Source organism: Staphylococcus equorum (assembly GCF_001747895.1).
GTDB classification, from domain to species: Bacteria; Bacillota; Bacilli; order Staphylococcales; family Staphylococcaceae; genus Staphylococcus; species Staphylococcus equorum_A.
On the sequence record NZ_LNNB01000016.1, the window covers coordinates 92107 to 107633 of the forward strand.

General features: G+C 30.2%; 12 protein-coding genes. 2 read left to right on the forward strand and 10 right to left on the reverse strand.

The window, feature by feature from the left end; all coding sequences use genetic code 11:
- Positions 1-164: 164 nt before the first annotated feature.
- Complete coding sequence (locus tag AST02_RS07905) at positions 165-839, reverse strand: haloacid dehalogenase type II (RefSeq protein ID WP_069817170.1); 675 nt, start codon at positions 837-839, stop codon at positions 165-167.
- 1323 nt (positions 840-2162) lie between these two features.
- Between AST02_RS07905 and AST02_RS07915 the strand changes: the two genes are divergently transcribed.
- Positions 2163-4253 (forward strand): helix-turn-helix domain-containing protein, encoded by a 2091-nt coding sequence (locus AST02_RS07915; protein ID WP_069817174.1) that lies wholly within the window; start codon positions 2163-2165, stop codon positions 4251-4253.
- A 109-nt stretch (positions 4254-4362) separates the two neighbouring features.
- Here AST02_RS07915 and AST02_RS07920 read toward each other — a convergent pair whose 3' ends face one another.
- The 9 genes from AST02_RS07920 to pgsB form a co-directional block, all read right to left on the reverse strand.
- On the reverse strand, positions 4363-6087 hold the full coding sequence (locus AST02_RS07920) for a glycosyltransferase family 2 protein (RefSeq protein ID WP_069817176.1): 1725 nt from the start codon (positions 6085-6087) through the stop codon (positions 4363-4365).
- Between the two features lie 150 nt (positions 6088-6237).
- Positions 6238-7926, reverse strand: coding sequence for a teichoic acid ribitol-phosphate polymerase TarL (tarL, locus tag AST02_RS07925; RefSeq protein ID WP_069817178.1), 1689 nt, complete (start codon positions 7924-7926; stop codon positions 6238-6240).
- Positions 7927-8055: 129 nt separating this feature from the next.
- A complete protein-coding gene (locus AST02_RS07930) occupies positions 8056-9084 on the reverse strand; it encodes an alcohol dehydrogenase catalytic domain-containing protein (protein ID WP_069817180.1) in 1029 nt (342 codons plus the stop codon).
- Positions 9077-9793 (reverse strand): D-ribitol-5-phosphate cytidylyltransferase, encoded by a 717-nt coding sequence (locus tag AST02_RS07935; protein WP_069817182.1) that lies wholly within the window; start codon positions 9791-9793, stop codon positions 9077-9079. The genes AST02_RS07930 and AST02_RS07935 overlap by 8 nt, the downstream gene beginning before the upstream one ends.
- Before the next feature lie 396 nt (positions 9794-10189).
- On the reverse strand, positions 10190-11839 hold the full coding sequence (locus AST02_RS07940) for a gamma-glutamyltransferase (RefSeq protein WP_069817184.1): 1650 nt from the start codon (positions 11837-11839) through the stop codon (positions 10190-10192).
- Between the two features lie 2 nt (positions 11840-11841).
- A complete protein-coding gene (locus AST02_RS14370) occupies positions 11842-12000 on the reverse strand; it encodes a hypothetical protein (protein WP_176721549.1) in 159 nt (52 codons plus the stop codon).
- Positions 11990-13060, reverse strand: a complete 1071-nt coding sequence (locus AST02_RS07945) for a CapA family protein (protein WP_069817186.1) — start codon at positions 13058-13060, stop codon at positions 11990-11992. Before AST02_RS07945 ends, AST02_RS14370 begins: the two co-directional genes overlap by 11 nt.
- A 14-nt stretch (positions 13061-13074) precedes the next feature.
- A complete protein-coding gene (gene pgsC / locus AST02_RS07950; protein ID WP_002506667.1) occupies positions 13075-13527 on the reverse strand; it encodes a poly-gamma-glutamate biosynthesis protein PgsC in 453 nt (150 codons plus the stop codon).
- A 1-nt stretch (position 13528) separates the two neighbouring features.
- Entirely contained in the window at positions 13529-14686 is a 1158-nt protein-coding gene (gene pgsB / locus AST02_RS07955) for a poly-gamma-glutamate synthase PgsB (protein WP_069817188.1), read from the reverse strand.
- Positions 14687-15128: 442 nt separating this feature from the next.
- On the opposite strand from pgsB, the gene AST02_RS07960 reads away from it, so the two are divergent.
- Positions 15129-15455, forward strand: a complete 327-nt coding sequence (locus AST02_RS07960; RefSeq protein ID WP_069817190.1) for a hypothetical protein — start codon at positions 15129-15131, stop codon at positions 15453-15455.
- Positions 15456-15527: the final 72 nt, after the last annotated feature.

The window sequence follows — 15527 nt, forward strand, 5'->3', positions numbered from 1 at the left end:
CACATTGATTTGGGCCGACTCCTGACTAGTTAATAAAGCATCAGTTGAAGTATACAGGCTGAGGCTGTGATTGCAAAAGTCTGTACAAAATAATGCCGACAAAATCGTAAACTTTGCCGACACTCTGAACAGCCCTAAAATTTAGGGCTGTTTTATTATTATATTTATTTATTCATTTCTAACCATTTTGCCATTTCATTTAAATTATTCACTGTAATAGTTGGCGACTGACCGTTATTATCATATTGTTCACCTTTACGGTTTACCCATACGGTATCAAAACCAAAATTAGCTGCACCTGTTACATCCCAGGAGTTTGAAGACACAAACAAAATATCTTCTCTAGTCATTTTATAATATTCTAATATTAGCGCATAACTTGCAGGGCTTGGCTTATATTGTTTAATCTCATCTACACTAATTACAGTGTTTATATAGTCACTGATTTTGGAATTGTCGACTAATGGCATTAACATACTATCATTACCATTGGATAGTACACCTATATCAAAACCTTTGGCATTCAAACTAGAAAGTACACGTGGTATTTCATTAAAATAATTTAAATCTAAAAAGGCATCAAATAATTGATTTACATCATCTCTATTATACTGTATTTTATGTTCATCCAGTACATATCGTAAAGCATCTTTAGTTAAATCATCAAATGGAATATAGCGCTGCATAATTTGTCTTAAAAACATATGGTTTAATTGTGTCTTTCGCCATAGCTTTGAAATTGATGCAGCTAATTCATCATCAAATTGAGTCATATCATTTTCTAAAGATGACATATCAAAGATTGTTCCATATACATCAAAGATAATAGCTTTATACATAGTGAACCTCCCCTTCTTGATAAAATCCAACTACTTACTCTTTAGCACAATATTGGTATGTTAAACAGTTTTGACCTAAAATTTAAAGTTATTTTATTAAATTCTCACTTTTTCTTATACGGCATTTATATTGTTCACTATAACTCGCTTTATTATCCCTTTTGTAAAGTTTTCGTAAATTTATCCATATTACTATTATTTATTGTTTAATCGGCTATAGAGAAATAAGAGAGGAGCTTGGTGACTATGAAAAAAATTTTTGTGTCTGATATATTAAATCTTTTTGTCATAGCTTTAATATACATGATCTTTATCACGTTAATACTGTTCTCCCTTGATCTGTTTGAAATCAAGACAAGTGGCTCCATATTTTTAGAAAAACTTAGTTCTATCACTATCTTTCAAATTTTCAGAAACACTTTATTTAATGGCTTATTCACTTTGTTTTTATTTATTACTTTTTCAATTTTACTTTTTAAATCTATAGACTTATATGCTAAGCAAAAATGATTCCACTAAAAATTTATTTCTCTCTCTTTATTTAGTGCTAACTTATTTTAATTTCAAAAAATTTAAAGCATTTTAATCAATCCACTTTAAATTGTGCAATTTTTTATTGTTTATGCATTTTATATTGTAAGACTACATTGTTAGTTATATAATATTTATAGAGAATGTGTTTGCGTTTTATATAAAGGCCCATAACCGTGCCGTTTATCATCATAGTTATATTCCATTCCCAGAATTAAACTTTATGCACCCGTTTTAATAAAGCGTATAAACATGATTCTCAGCAAATGAGCATATACTTCAATATAGGCCCTTTGCAAAGAGATCTAAAATCACTTTCAGGCTGTGGTTTTAGATCTTCTTATATTGTTCACGCTTCCCCTTACTATCCTTTTAAATAAATCATAAAGTTAGTACGTCACCTTTCGTTCTAATTGCAAGAAGCTCATTACTTTTTCATTATTTAATACTTTCTCTCACATTAATTTACAACACAAACACTTATATCCTCACTTTTATGTTTATTGCATATATTTAGCTTATATTTAAAAATTATATACAAACCTATTTATTTTCAACTCATCTAGATTTTTTCTTTTTAAATGAAGTACCTTATTTGTTAATTTAGAACACAATAAATTTAATGAATTCCCACGCTTCTTTAAGAAGTCATTTATCTAAATGACTAATTATTACTTTAAGATATCCTTTTATTAATCTTATTTGATATTCGAACATTTTTTCATGTCACAGTTGTACAATAGCGTTATTACTATAAAGCAATCGGTTTATATTTAGGCAAAGGTGATATTTGTGATAAGTTCTTTATCTATTAGAAGTCATTACACAACTGAATTAACACGCTGTATAAATAAAGTAATTATACTTCTTCCATTAGGAAAGCCATGTAAAATTAATTTGAATGGCTCAATTATAACGATAGAAAATGGCGTTATAATTAACAATGCTGATTTATATCAAATGATTGATGTTCAAGATCTTCTTGAACTAAATATCCCATTACCTTTATTTATTGAAAAGGATACGTGTTTATCCCATGCATTTTTTGACTTTAATCAAATACGTTATGTCGAGCAATTCAAAAACTTAATTTTACAAAAGCTCCAAAATAATTTTCAAGACAAAAATGCAATGAATTATTATATTTCTAATATAATTGAGTTTTTACTAAAAGAAGCAAAAGTGACATTACAATATAATTATTTACCACCCCTATACACAAAGCACCCACTAGTTTATCGCCTAACGCAATATATCCATAAAAATATCTATGATGCTTTAACTACTAAACAAGTATCCAAAACATTTTTCATTTCGCAATCCTATATCTCTATTTTATTCTCAAAAATATTAACTATGAATTTTAAACACTATATAAGTTCATTAAAAATCGCTTTATCCATATTTGATTTAATACAGGATAATAAAGCGATTCATGATGTAGCAACAAAATATAAGTTTATGAATGTAAGTACTTATTCAAAACATTTCAAACATTATATTGGTGTACCTCCTAAAAGGTATATTTATCAATTTAGAAAAGGTTATTTCAACAACCCTTATCAAATAGCAATCAATGAGCCTAATTTATCCAAATATTTTTCAGATATTTATAACTTTTCTCGTAATCAAACAGAAGTGCCCTATACTTTAAATCTATCTAGCCTATCTTTTGACCAACACTTCGAAGATACTTTTATGGTTATTCGGTTAGATAATTTACAAGACTTATTAAAATTTAATTACCATGCTATACAAAATAATATTTATTCCAACTTCTCTAAAGTAAATTTTTTAATTAAAAATACAGACTTTGTGTACTTAAATGATTTAGATACGCAACAGTTATTCGATACAATTAAATATTTAATTACTCAAGGGTATGATTTAACATTTAAAATTACTACTTTAAATTTAGTACAAACATTTGATTATCATGTACTTAAAGTATTGAAAGAAACCCTTAATACTAAAAATTTCTTAGAACAAATAACGCTATTGTTTGAACTTGAAACCAGTTCTATTAAAGATATGCCATTGCTCATCAAAAGATTAAATCACCAGTTTCCTTTGTTAAAAACAGGAATTGTTATAGATCCTTTTATTGAATATGGTCATAATCTCACTCACATCATTAAGAAAATTAAGACATTACACGTAGATTATTTTTACGTTAATTATGACTTGATTACATTTGGAAATTTAATTTCAAAAAAATTAACTTATTCTAAATCAGAAAATACTTTAAAACAAAATATAGCGCTATTTCTTCATCAAATGGGAAGAAAACAATCAAAAAAATTAATCTTCAGTAAAATAACGCATAACGCATTGAAAGTTTATTTCAATAATGATACTGATGCCACACATATATTATTGACTGAACTATTGATTGAACTGAATCAACAGATCGCTGGCTTTGGCTATGCATATTATACAGATGATAAAACACACTTTATGCTTATCAATCACCACCAAAGCGCAATGCCTATCGTTCATGTTTATAGTTTATTAAAGCCTTTTCTCAACAATCAAGTTGTATTACTTTCTTATGGCATCGTAGCTAAAACAAAAAACCATTATCATTTTTTACTGTTTAATAATCAAAGTAATAAGACTCATAGATCCGTAGAAGTCAATATTAGCCATAACTTCTCTAATGATTTCCCTGTATTTACACGGCTACTCAACCGTGATTATGGTATAGTTTCACACTTGGTACCTCACAAGCTCAACCAAAAATATATTAATCCTGCAATACTGAAACAGATCAATAATACCAACTATCCATTAGCAAAATTAAATATGCATGCTCATAAAGAACCTATGGTATTAACAGTTTCTAATTCTTCAATTTTATATTTCATGATCCCCATAAAATAATTATATTGTTAAATAAAAAATGACTGTTAGATTTCCGTAGAATTCTAACAGTCATCTATTCAATTTTGAGTTTATGCTTAAATATCTTTAAAGATAGACTAATATATAATTAATACTTTAAAATTAAGTGCGGCGTTTCAATTCTAAAATTCTTTTGAAGTTCGTTTGCTTTTACTTTCTCTTGAACAGTTAAATGATACGTCATCTTATCGTTTGTTGCTAAACTGTTTAAATAACCATACGTGAAGCGTTTAGACAACATAAGTGCTGTCATACCTTCTGATAATAAGTAATTGAATTTTAAGCTACGTAATTGTATTGTTTTACTGTCTTTAGAAGTAACTTCTAACATGTCATAAAGTTTATTGTTAGTTACATAGAATGACAGGTTATCAAAATCTTTTGTAAAGTATGGCGTAAAGCGATAATATTTATTATTATTTTCTGCAATTGTACTTGTCTCTACCTCATAAGGGTATTTTGCACGTTTACTACCAATACGTTTTTCAACAATCATGTTATCTACTCTCATCTCTAAAAAGGCATCCCAAACTTTTTCTTTCACCAAGTATGGGATTATATCATTCATCGACGCACTAAATTTAAAGTGAGATTGATCATTAATTGCTAATGGTACATAAATCAGCTCTTTTTTATTTCGAGAAACAAGTTTTAATTGAATCATTGTCGCAACATGATTAGGATTAATAATTGATTTTAAGAATTCTAGTTCTATTTCAAATCCTTTATCATTAAATTTAAACTGTGACATTCTTAAATCAGGTTTAATCAATTGTTTGAATGTGAAAAACGGCTCATTTTCACCAAATTGTATTTCTAGCTCTCCTTGATGTGCATTATAGTTATAAAAGCGACCATTTTTATAACTTTCTTCAACCTTTTGGTAATGTTTCATATCTTTTAGACGTGCATAATACAACAATGGTTTCAACGCATCGTTTACTAATTCATCTACTTCAGAAGGTACTTTTTGAATAAAGTCACCTAATGCATCCATCCATACTTCTTTTTTATCATCTGCTATTTTTAGAGAAAAATTATTAGTTCTTGAGAAAGAGAAATGACGATCTATAAAATAACCTAGCACCTTATGTTTATTATCTAAAGGACTGTCTAAAATTGCTTCTGTTATCAATGACATGACCTTGTAAAAATCTTCTGGTGAAACGTAGGCTGAGCTCATATGTTCGCCTTCACGTTTTGTAGCATAGTAATAAGGTTTATCAGCTAATACGGCTATTTTATCTGCATTGAGATAAGCTTTCATTGTAAATAGTTGGTCTTCAGCGCTACGCAAATCTTCTGGAAAATTAATATTATTATTGCGTAATAATGAGGTTCTATAAAACTTAGTAGGACCTAGTGTATATATGATCCTCGAATTTTCCAGTGTCACAGAGTCGCTCGTTTCTTTAAACATAGACCTTGGAACACCACGACCATTTACACCTTCCATTCTTACTAATACCACATCTGCATTATTGTTATCTACAAATTTAGACACATCTTTTAACGTATCGTTATTAATATAATCATCAGAGTCTACAAAAAATACATATTCTCCTTGAGCAATTTGTAGTGCTGTATTTCTTGGTTTACCTGGACCACCTGAATTTGCATCAAGTTTTTTCACAATCAAATTCATTTTGTCTTTATATGGTTCTACAATTTTTAGAGTGTCATCTGTTGAACAATCGTCAACAAGTATCACTTCAAAATCTTTTTTATCATACTTTTGATTTTTTAAACTGTTTAATAACTCTTCAATATATTTTTCTGAGTTATAGCTTGGTACTATAATTGAAAATTTCACTTTATTTCACCTCATAAAAAGTGAGTTAAGATACAATGCAATATACTTAGTTTAATAGCAATTAAAATATACGCTATATCTTACCATCAGTCTATTTATCATTGTACTTAACTCACTATATTCATCTTATTATTTTAGTTGTTCTATAAGTTAACTTCCAAATACATTTCTTACTAAACGTTCACTTGATCGCCCATCTTGATATTTAAAATGTTTGTCTAAGAAAGGTGATACTTTTTCTACTTCGTAATCGTTATTATCTAATGCTGTAATTAAATCATCAAATGATTCGATAATTTTACCTGGAACAAAAGTTTCGTATGGTTCATAAAAATCACGTGAAGTAATATAGTCTTCAAGGTCGAATGCATAAAAGAGCATTGGACGTTTAAATACTGCAAATTCATATACTAGAGAAGAATAATCACTAATCAATATATCTGTAACAAATAGAATGTCATTAACTTCTCTAAAATCAGATACATCTACAAAATATTGTTCATATTCTCTAGGTATATTCAATCTGTTTTTTACAAATGGATGCATTTTGAACAGTACAACGGCATTATTTTCACGACAATAGCGAGCAAATCTCGCAAAGTCTATTTTAAAGAATGGGTAATGAGCTGTGTGGTGGCCACTGCCTCTAAATGTTGGTGCAAATAGAATAACTTTTTTACCTTTAATAATAGGTAAATCTTGCTCCATTTCAGCTACAATTTCTCTTTCATAATTTTCATCGAAAAGAATGTCTGTTCTAGGCACGCCTGTTGGTATAATATTCTGTTCTTTAATGCCAAATGCTTCCCCATAAAAAGGAATGTCTGTTTCAGAGGATACAAAGGCTTTTGTATAGTTTCTATGATTAATAGAATTAAAGAACGGACCGCCTTTTTTACCAGTACGGCTATATCCGACTGTTTTAAACGCCCCAACAGCATGCCAAACTTGTATAATTTCTTGGCTTTTTCTAAACTTCACTGTATATAGTAGTGGATGAAAATCATCTACGAAAATATAATCTGCTTTACCTAATAAAAACGGAAACTTAAATTTATCAATGAAATTTCTTCTAGCTGAAATATTAGATTTAAACAAGGCATGAATTTTATAATTTTCATCTAAATTTTGACGCAGCATTTCGTTATATACATATTCAAAGTTACCTGACATATATTCTCTTGAATCAGAAGTGAATAATACTGTTTTCCCTTTTTTCAAGTGGAAAAATTTAGTAACTTTAAATATAGATTGAAATACAAAATTACGCACATTAAAAGAGTATCTATTGTATTTTAAACGCAAATCCATCATTTTTTTCTTAATTGGATTTACTTTCGGTTCAGGCGCTTTAAAATCAATATTTAATACAAATTCATTTACTTCACTCGAAATCATGGGCTGAACGGCATATTCTGTTTTCTTAGAATTGCCACCTTTTTTAAATACAAACTCATAATGGGTCAAAAGGTAATTATTTTTTCCATTTTGTGTTTCTTCTGCTTCATATTCTTCTAGTTGGATATCATCTAATTCATAACTATTAGGATTCAGTAACGCTTCATTGATATGGGCAATATAATCAAAATCATCTTTGTAGACAATGAGATATTCACCAGATGGAAGATAGTTTCCATCATCTAAAATCGCCACATTAAAACGTGCTTTAAATTTATTCCCTTCAATTTTCACATCATTTGCTGCTAATTCTTTAGTTTCAGTCAAATTTCGCAAAACAAAATTTTTCTTGTTAAGCTCAATATCATTAACGTGACCTTCAATAAACAATTGAATTCGCTCCCAATAGATGTCATCAATTATTATTTTAGATTTGCTCAATTTTAAAAACCCTCTCTTGTTCAATTAATTAGATTTAAAACCGTAAAATCGATATTAATAACTAATTTAAAATAATTGAAAATAAATATAAATTGAATTTTCAGTTATCTTTATATATATAACTGTTCTTTACATTGTCCATTTAAGCACAGTCTTACCCCATGATGTGGATAAATCTGTTTCAAATGCCTTTACAGCATCATTAATGGTTTTAATATCAACTTCATTACCTTTTAGAAGTGCTAATTTTTCAACGACATCAGGATTGTCTTTATAAAATTGAGCGACGTCTCTGAAATCTTGTGCACCACTTCTACTACTACCAAACATCGTTATGCCTTTTTCTAGTACAAGACGTGTATTTACTTCTATTGGATATTCACTTACACCTAACAAACTAATTGTCCCTTCTGGGGAGATCAAATCAATAATCTGATTCACTGCTGACTGGCTTCCTTTACCGCCTACACATTCGAAACCATGGTCAAATGAGACATCTTCTGGAACTTCATGAATATGATATATATGTTCTACAAATGAAAAATGACTTAATTTGTAATCCGTTTTACCAAAAACATAAATTTTAGCGTCTGGATATAGTTTATGGAGTAAAATAGCTGTTATATAACCTAAATTCCCATCTCCCCATACGCCAAAACTATTTTTATATGAAATTGATTTACGTTCAAAACGTTGAATTGCATGCCAGGCTACGCTGACTAATTCTGAATAAGCAATTGTACTTAAATCTTCGATACTATCATCTATTTCAACGACTCTATCGTGATCCATAAATACATAATCTTGCATAAACCCATCAAATCCACTCGATCTAAATTTACTGCTTGGTAAATAATTTTCAGCTATAACATCATCTTTTTCCACAGGTGTATTAGGCACCATAATGACACTCGTACCAATCTCAAACACACCTTTATTGTCATAAACAACTTCACCAACACCTTCATGAATCAATGACATTGGCAATTTATTTTTCAGCACTTTTTCATTTCTGCTACCTGTGTAATATCTTTGATCTGCAGCGCAAATTGACAAATACAATGGTCTTATAATAACTTTATCGCTTTTAATGTCTTCATTATTATATGTTACTTCAAATTGTCTCGGAGCAACGAGCTGATATACTTGATTAATCACTCGACATCCCACCTTTTATGATTGAGTTAGCAACTTTAAGATCATAAGGTGTCGTTATTTTTATATTGTATAATTCTCCCATAACTAGTCTTACAGATTTGTTTGCTACAACTAGTATCTTACAGGCATCTGTCATAATTTTCTTATCATCGCTTGAGAGCTCATTATAACTATTTCTTAACAAATTAATATTAAATGATTGAGGCGTTTGACCTTGATACATTTCACTTCTAACTGGTATAGACTTTATAGACTCACCATCTTCTGATGTGATGATTGTGTCAGTCGCAGTTATTACAGTATCTACTGCACCATATTTTAAAACACTTGCTATGTTCTCTTTAATAATGCGATGTGTTAAAAATGGTCTAACTGCATCATGTGTAACGATAACATCTTCATCAGTAATACCATTTTCGACTTCTGCTGCTTCTATAATACTCATAATCGTTTCATTACGGTCCTCGCCGCCTCGAACAACTTTAATTCTATCATCATTAATATTATGTTTACGTAAAGTATCTTTTGTATGAGAAATCCATTTTTGAGGTGTAGCAATATAGATTTTATCGAATTCACTTGTTAATAAGAATTTCTCTACTGTATGAATAAGAATAGGTTTCCCATCTAAATCTAAAAATTGTTTTGGTAATGGAACATTTCCCATTCTTGATCCAATACCTCCAGCCAAAATACCAGCATATATCATATATTTCCCTCCTATATAATTGTTGTTGTTACTTTTTCATTTTTATTTTATTATTAAATATCTTGCTATATAAACATATTTTATAAGCCCATTTTTATATTGCACTCATAAAATGCATTATATAAACATTATATTACCAACTATTATGGTCTTTTTCTACTTATATCCATCCCCGTACAAGTTAATACAGTTTTTTTCTAATTTCAAACCATATCTTTACTTTTATAATAAATATTACAGAACTTTATAAAATTTATTTCCGACTAACATCTTAAACTTATTTAATATTGATATGACAAAAAAGCAGACTTCCTTAAATTGGAAATCTACCTTTTCACTTTTTGTCATCAAATTTGTGTTGTTTCCTAGACTCATCAATTTAGCTTGCGCCTTATGTTATCTATTACCAACATCGTGTCCTATTTCTACAGTCTTATCATTTTTATTGTAAAGTGCTGCTTGCACACTACCAAAGTTAGGATCATTTCGTTTTTCTTCTACTTTAAAACCTAAACTTTTGAAAATAGCAACATCTGCCTTACTCATAGCATTTTCATAAAACACTGTACCGCCATCATTGTAAAAGCGTGGCTTATCTATTGACTCTTGAAGCGTGCCATTACCTTTTAAGTAATCTATCAGGACTTCATTGGTTGTGGTAGGAATCTTATTACCTCCTGGCGTCCCAATACCCATATAATAATCAGGACCCACGACTATACTTGGAGCTGTATATGATCTAGGTGTTTTATGTTTTCCGCCATGGTTAGGGCTTAACGGATCAGAAGAAAAGTTTGATAAAGAGTTGTTCATATAGAAACCTTCCTTCATAAATTCACCTGAACCAAAGAAACTTGATAATGTATTAGTCGTACTTGTTACTTTGCCCTCTTTATCAACTACAACAAAGTGTGTTGTACTTGTATTATCTACATTATTTGTATTGAAATTACTTTCAAAGTTCACTTCATTTAGTTTGCCTAGTAAATAATCTTGAGATAAGTATTCATCATAATCTTCATCTTGGCCATTGACTATGTCTCTATTTCGATACATAAGTGCTCTCGATTTTAAAATACCAGTAATATAATCTAAACGGTTATTAGGGGTAGTTTGATTATTTGGATCTATTTGTTCATTTGCTGGCGCAGATTGGGTATTTTGTGGCACTTGATTGTTTGTTGCTTCATCTATTTCTAAACCTTGAAGCATCAATGTGCCACCTAATGGATTAGATGCAGAATATACTTTAGTATTTAAATAATCTGTGCTAACCGGTTCTTTTTTCGTGGTTTTATAACTATTAAAATCTTTTTCAGTTATTTCTTCATCTACTTGATCAGAAACACTTTCGCCCACTTTATCATAGAAATAGTCTGGCCCATGATCTCTAATTCCTTTAATTGTTTTAGCTAATTCTGGCTGTTTAACTACTTCACCTTCTCTTTTGGTTTTATCACCTTCAAAGAATGGTGAGTCCCTATCAACATCAGAACCGTATAATTTCAAACTGCGTTCTAATTCTGAATCAACTTCAAAACCTTCTTCTGCTAAAGGAATCACATAGTTTAAGATTTTCTCTTCATCCATTTTACCCGCTTCTTTATGGGCATCATGTATCCCTCGTACAAAACCTGGTGTGCCAATTTCGTCTTTTTCATCATATTTAAACGATGAAATATCTTTGTATTGCCATTGCTTTGGCGCAACATTCGGTTTGCCATCATAGGATAACATCGCACCTCCGCCACCTAAGCCAGAGGAGTGAGGCTCGGTTATTGCCAATGCATATGAAACACCCATGGAAGCATCTACAGCATTTCCTCCATCTTTAATAATTTTCTCACCAACACGGCTTGCTATTGGGTTATTAGACGCAACACCATAATTTTCATCAGATGGGTTTTGATCATGATCAGCAATCTTATTTTCATATAATTCATCTTTATTATAATTATCTTCTTTGGTTGCTATAAAAAAGATAAAAGAAATGATTATAGTAAGGAGTAAGATTACGATGAGTGTTTTTTTATTATAAATACTCATACTTAAGCTCCTTTAGACAAATATTGGTGATGCGATGTTTTAAGTTCATTTTGTTCATATTGTTCTAAGCCTTCATTCGCACGAGCAAATACAATTAATAAAAAGATGACTAATACTATTGAAACTACCGTAATGCCCACCCATTGTGTTTTAATGTTCATATACGTAACCTCCATTCTCTTTTTTAAGGTCTACACTCTTACTTTCAATATTGTTCAATAATTTAATTTCTTCCACTTTGTTAGGATTGGATTCTGTAATTTTTCCACCTTGTGATTTAATTGGTGTTACCATAAATTCTGAATCTTTACCATTCCAATTTTGCTGAACAGCTAAGCCTTGTTTATTTTTAGATAAAAAATCTTCAGAAGTTACGTTACCAAGGCTATAAAAAATACTCGTATCTTTGTATTTTTCTATCTGTTGAATAACTGAGTTATGACCGATAATGACATCTGCACCAGCATCAACAAGTGAATGTGCATATTTCTTTTGTCTTGTTGTAACAGCGCGTTCATCCGTTATTCCCCAATCAACATTAGCCACAACGTAATCATTTTCCTCTTTTAACTTTTTAATTAATGGAATATAGATATTCGGTTCTAAACTCACCGATGTTGTGTTTTTCAAGGTGTCCGTGTAATCAGATTCAACGTCTGTAAACGAAACGTTGGCAATTTTTTTACCTTTAACTGTTTGCTGTACTGTTTTACTATTAATAGGATTCGAACCATTTCCAGTTAAATAATTATAACCAGCCTGCCCTTCTACCGCTCTACTGAACTCTCTCGCTGTTATATTATCGGTGACTTTGTTGATAATATTTAAACTTTTAATATTTAAACCCTTCAAAAACATGACGTTCTCTAAATTCATATTAATATTTGTCTTTCTATCATCTGAAAAATTGGTGAGTTTTAAACTTGCTGTTGAGTAATCACTCGCATTTAAAACACTTTCTATCGGACTAAAGGTGTCATTAATATTATTTTTCCTTATATGCTTATTCATTTCTATATTGCCTAAATAAGTCATCCTTATATCATCCTTGGCTTTCTTCATAGCTTGAACTGGTTCAACTTTTTGTGATGACATAGTGAATATTAAAAGTGCAATTGCCCCTATTAAAATAATGCCGGTGTATATAGAGTTGCGTTTTTTGTGACGTTTTGTCCATTTTAATACCCGTTCCTCTATAGTAAATCGTTTAGATTGTTTCATATTTATGCTCCTTACTAATTGATAAAGCTATAAAAGAATAAGATGACATAAGTAATACATGTTAATAACATACATGTAGATAAAGTAATAATGACACCTTGTTTTTGAATTGTATTTGCTATGATACCTGGAATAACAACGCCAATCCCTGACATCTCCACCATTTCAAAAGGAGTTAAGGGATAAATGATGTCAAATACAAACTTTAATACCATACCAGTAAGTATCATTGCCGCAAATTTTCTACGACCATATAAAATTACGATTTTGCTTACACCATGATTAACAATGAAATATGTAATGCAACTAATAATGAGTACAGATAGTAACATAATTGGCTGATCAAAAATCAGTGCTAAATATCCTGGTACTACTAATCCAGCTGGACTAATACCAAATTTTTCGGCAAAGATGAGACTTAGTACAATGCCCACAAATAATGAAAAATATAACTCTGAACCTATCATATTATTTGATCCCTTCTATATATTGCGCTATTTCTTTACCTGGTCCGTGAATGTTACCAACACAGAAAATCAAGGCATTTTGAGATTCTTTATATAATGCGCGCTCAACTTCTTTTATATCTTTACCTTCGAAGTTTAAATACTTCTTATTCGGCTGGCCTTTCATTACATCGTTGACCATTTGAGTACTTTTACCAGTACAAATTAATGTATCGAATTCGACATCCTTTAAAAAATCTTCACAAAATTGTCTCGTTCTGTCGATCCTGTCAGAACGACAATTTAATATAAGTACAATTTTTTTATATGGATAATTATAGGTTTCAACTTTGTCTAATATTGCTTTTGAAGATTTTGGCTCATTTGCAGCAAATGCATTAACATAAACGTTAGTTGAATTGTTAGCGTTAAAGTATTTAACTTCAACCGCTCCAACATCAGGTGGCGCATTTAACATGCCACTCAGAGCTGTATCTCGATCTATGCCCATTGCTTCGGCAACGCCCATAGCAATTGCAACATTATCTGGGAATACAATGTAACCGAACTTTCTGAGATAGGATTCAGGCACCTCTTCTTTATCAACAACAATTAATTTTGTTTTACGTTTTTTAGCAACTTTAGCAAAAAATTTAGTATAATCATCTTTCATCACTACAAGATGTCCTTTGTATGGAATAGTCGCGGTAAATGCTTCGGCTACCTCATCTAACGTTGGACCTAACACATCCATATGATCTTCCATCACATTCACAATCACACCAATATTTGCTTTCACTAAGTCTTTTTGGAATGTAATTTGATAATCTGGATTAACTGCCATACATTCATTTACTAACGCATTGGCTTTTTGTTTTACAACTTTGCGAATAATGTCACGTTGTTCGCCGATATTTGCTCCTTGAGGCTTCCTATAAACTGGATACTCTCTTGGTGTAAACCAATACAGCATACGTGCATCTGTCCCTGTTGTTTTACCTATAACTCGGTAGTTATCCTCACGCAGTGTACTGTAAATCAATCTAGTTATAGTAGATTTACCTCTTATACCATTTATATTTATGCGTATTGGTACTTTTTCTAATCTGTAGGAATGTTGTTTTTTCTCAACAATACCTAGCCAAAGAATGAGACCTACACATATGATGATGAGTAGCAAATTTTATCCCTCTTTTCAGCAGCGTATTTAATTTTATGTATATATCAAAGCAGGTTAATCATGTTCTTAATACATAGTGAAGATGTATCAACTAAAAATAGCATTCACAACGTTTAAACAATTCCTACCTATCAATACCGTTATGCTACCATGCAGTTATTGATTTAATATAAATTGTTTGAATTATTGATTAATATTTCGTAAATTCAAATTTACAATACATGTAATATTCATCTTTTATCTTTATAAACCCTTATTTAATGGCATTTATATTTTTAGAAAAAATAAATATTTTTTATTGAAAAATTTAAATTTAATTTAGTGTTGCGGTTTATTTTGCCATAAACAAATATATAATATTTACTGCTTCTTAACATGTTATTAAAAATTAAATGTTATCTTATGTGTGTAGGGAACAATAAATCTATATAGGAGGCAGTTTATGAGTAAATCTGTTAAATTAGTAGTTTCTATATATCTTGGTGTTGTATTTCTTATCACTTGTAGCTATCTCATTATGATTTTGGTTGGAAGTATGCAAGGTAATGATATGAAGGGTGCAGTAATAGATACTGATAAGCCTACAAACATTGAAAATGTAGAATACAATAATGAAGCTTCATCTGAAAAGACAACAACTGAAAGTAATCGCGTACCCGATGAATTACAATCTAATTTTACTAATTCATTAAAAACAGAAACTTTATCACACAATGTTAATACTCATACAAGGTCCCTAGATCGTACTTCATCTATGAGCCATGTATGATTTTTTTGTTAAACATACGATATGGGCTCAAAATATAAATAAAAACTCAAATAAATTTCACTTTCATTATTC

Coding starts and splice junctions, on each gene's coding strand:
- AST02_RS07960 (WP_069817190.1), top strand. CDS start 15,129: ATGAGTAAATCTGTTAAATTAGTAGTTTCTATATATCTTGGTGTTGTA.
- AST02_RS07940 (WP_069817184.1), bottom strand. CDS start 11,839: ATGAGTATTTATAATAAAAAAACACTCATCGTAATCTTACTCCTTACT.
- AST02_RS07935 (WP_069817182.1), bottom strand. CDS start 9,793: ATGATATATGCTGGTATTTTGGCTGGAGGTATTGGATCAAGAATGGGA.
- AST02_RS07905 (WP_069817170.1), bottom strand. CDS start 839: ATGTATAAAGCTATTATCTTTGATGTATATGGAACAATCTTTGATATG.
- AST02_RS14370 (WP_176721549.1), bottom strand. CDS start 12,000: ATGAACATTAAAACACAATGGGTGGGCATTACGGTAGTTTCAATAGTA.
- pgsC (WP_002506667.1), bottom strand. CDS start 13,527: ATGATAGGTTCAGAGTTATATTTTTCATTATTTGTGGGCATTGTACTA.
- AST02_RS07945 (WP_069817186.1), bottom strand. CDS start 13,060: ATGAAACAATCTAAACGATTTACTATAGAGGAACGGGTATTAAAATGG.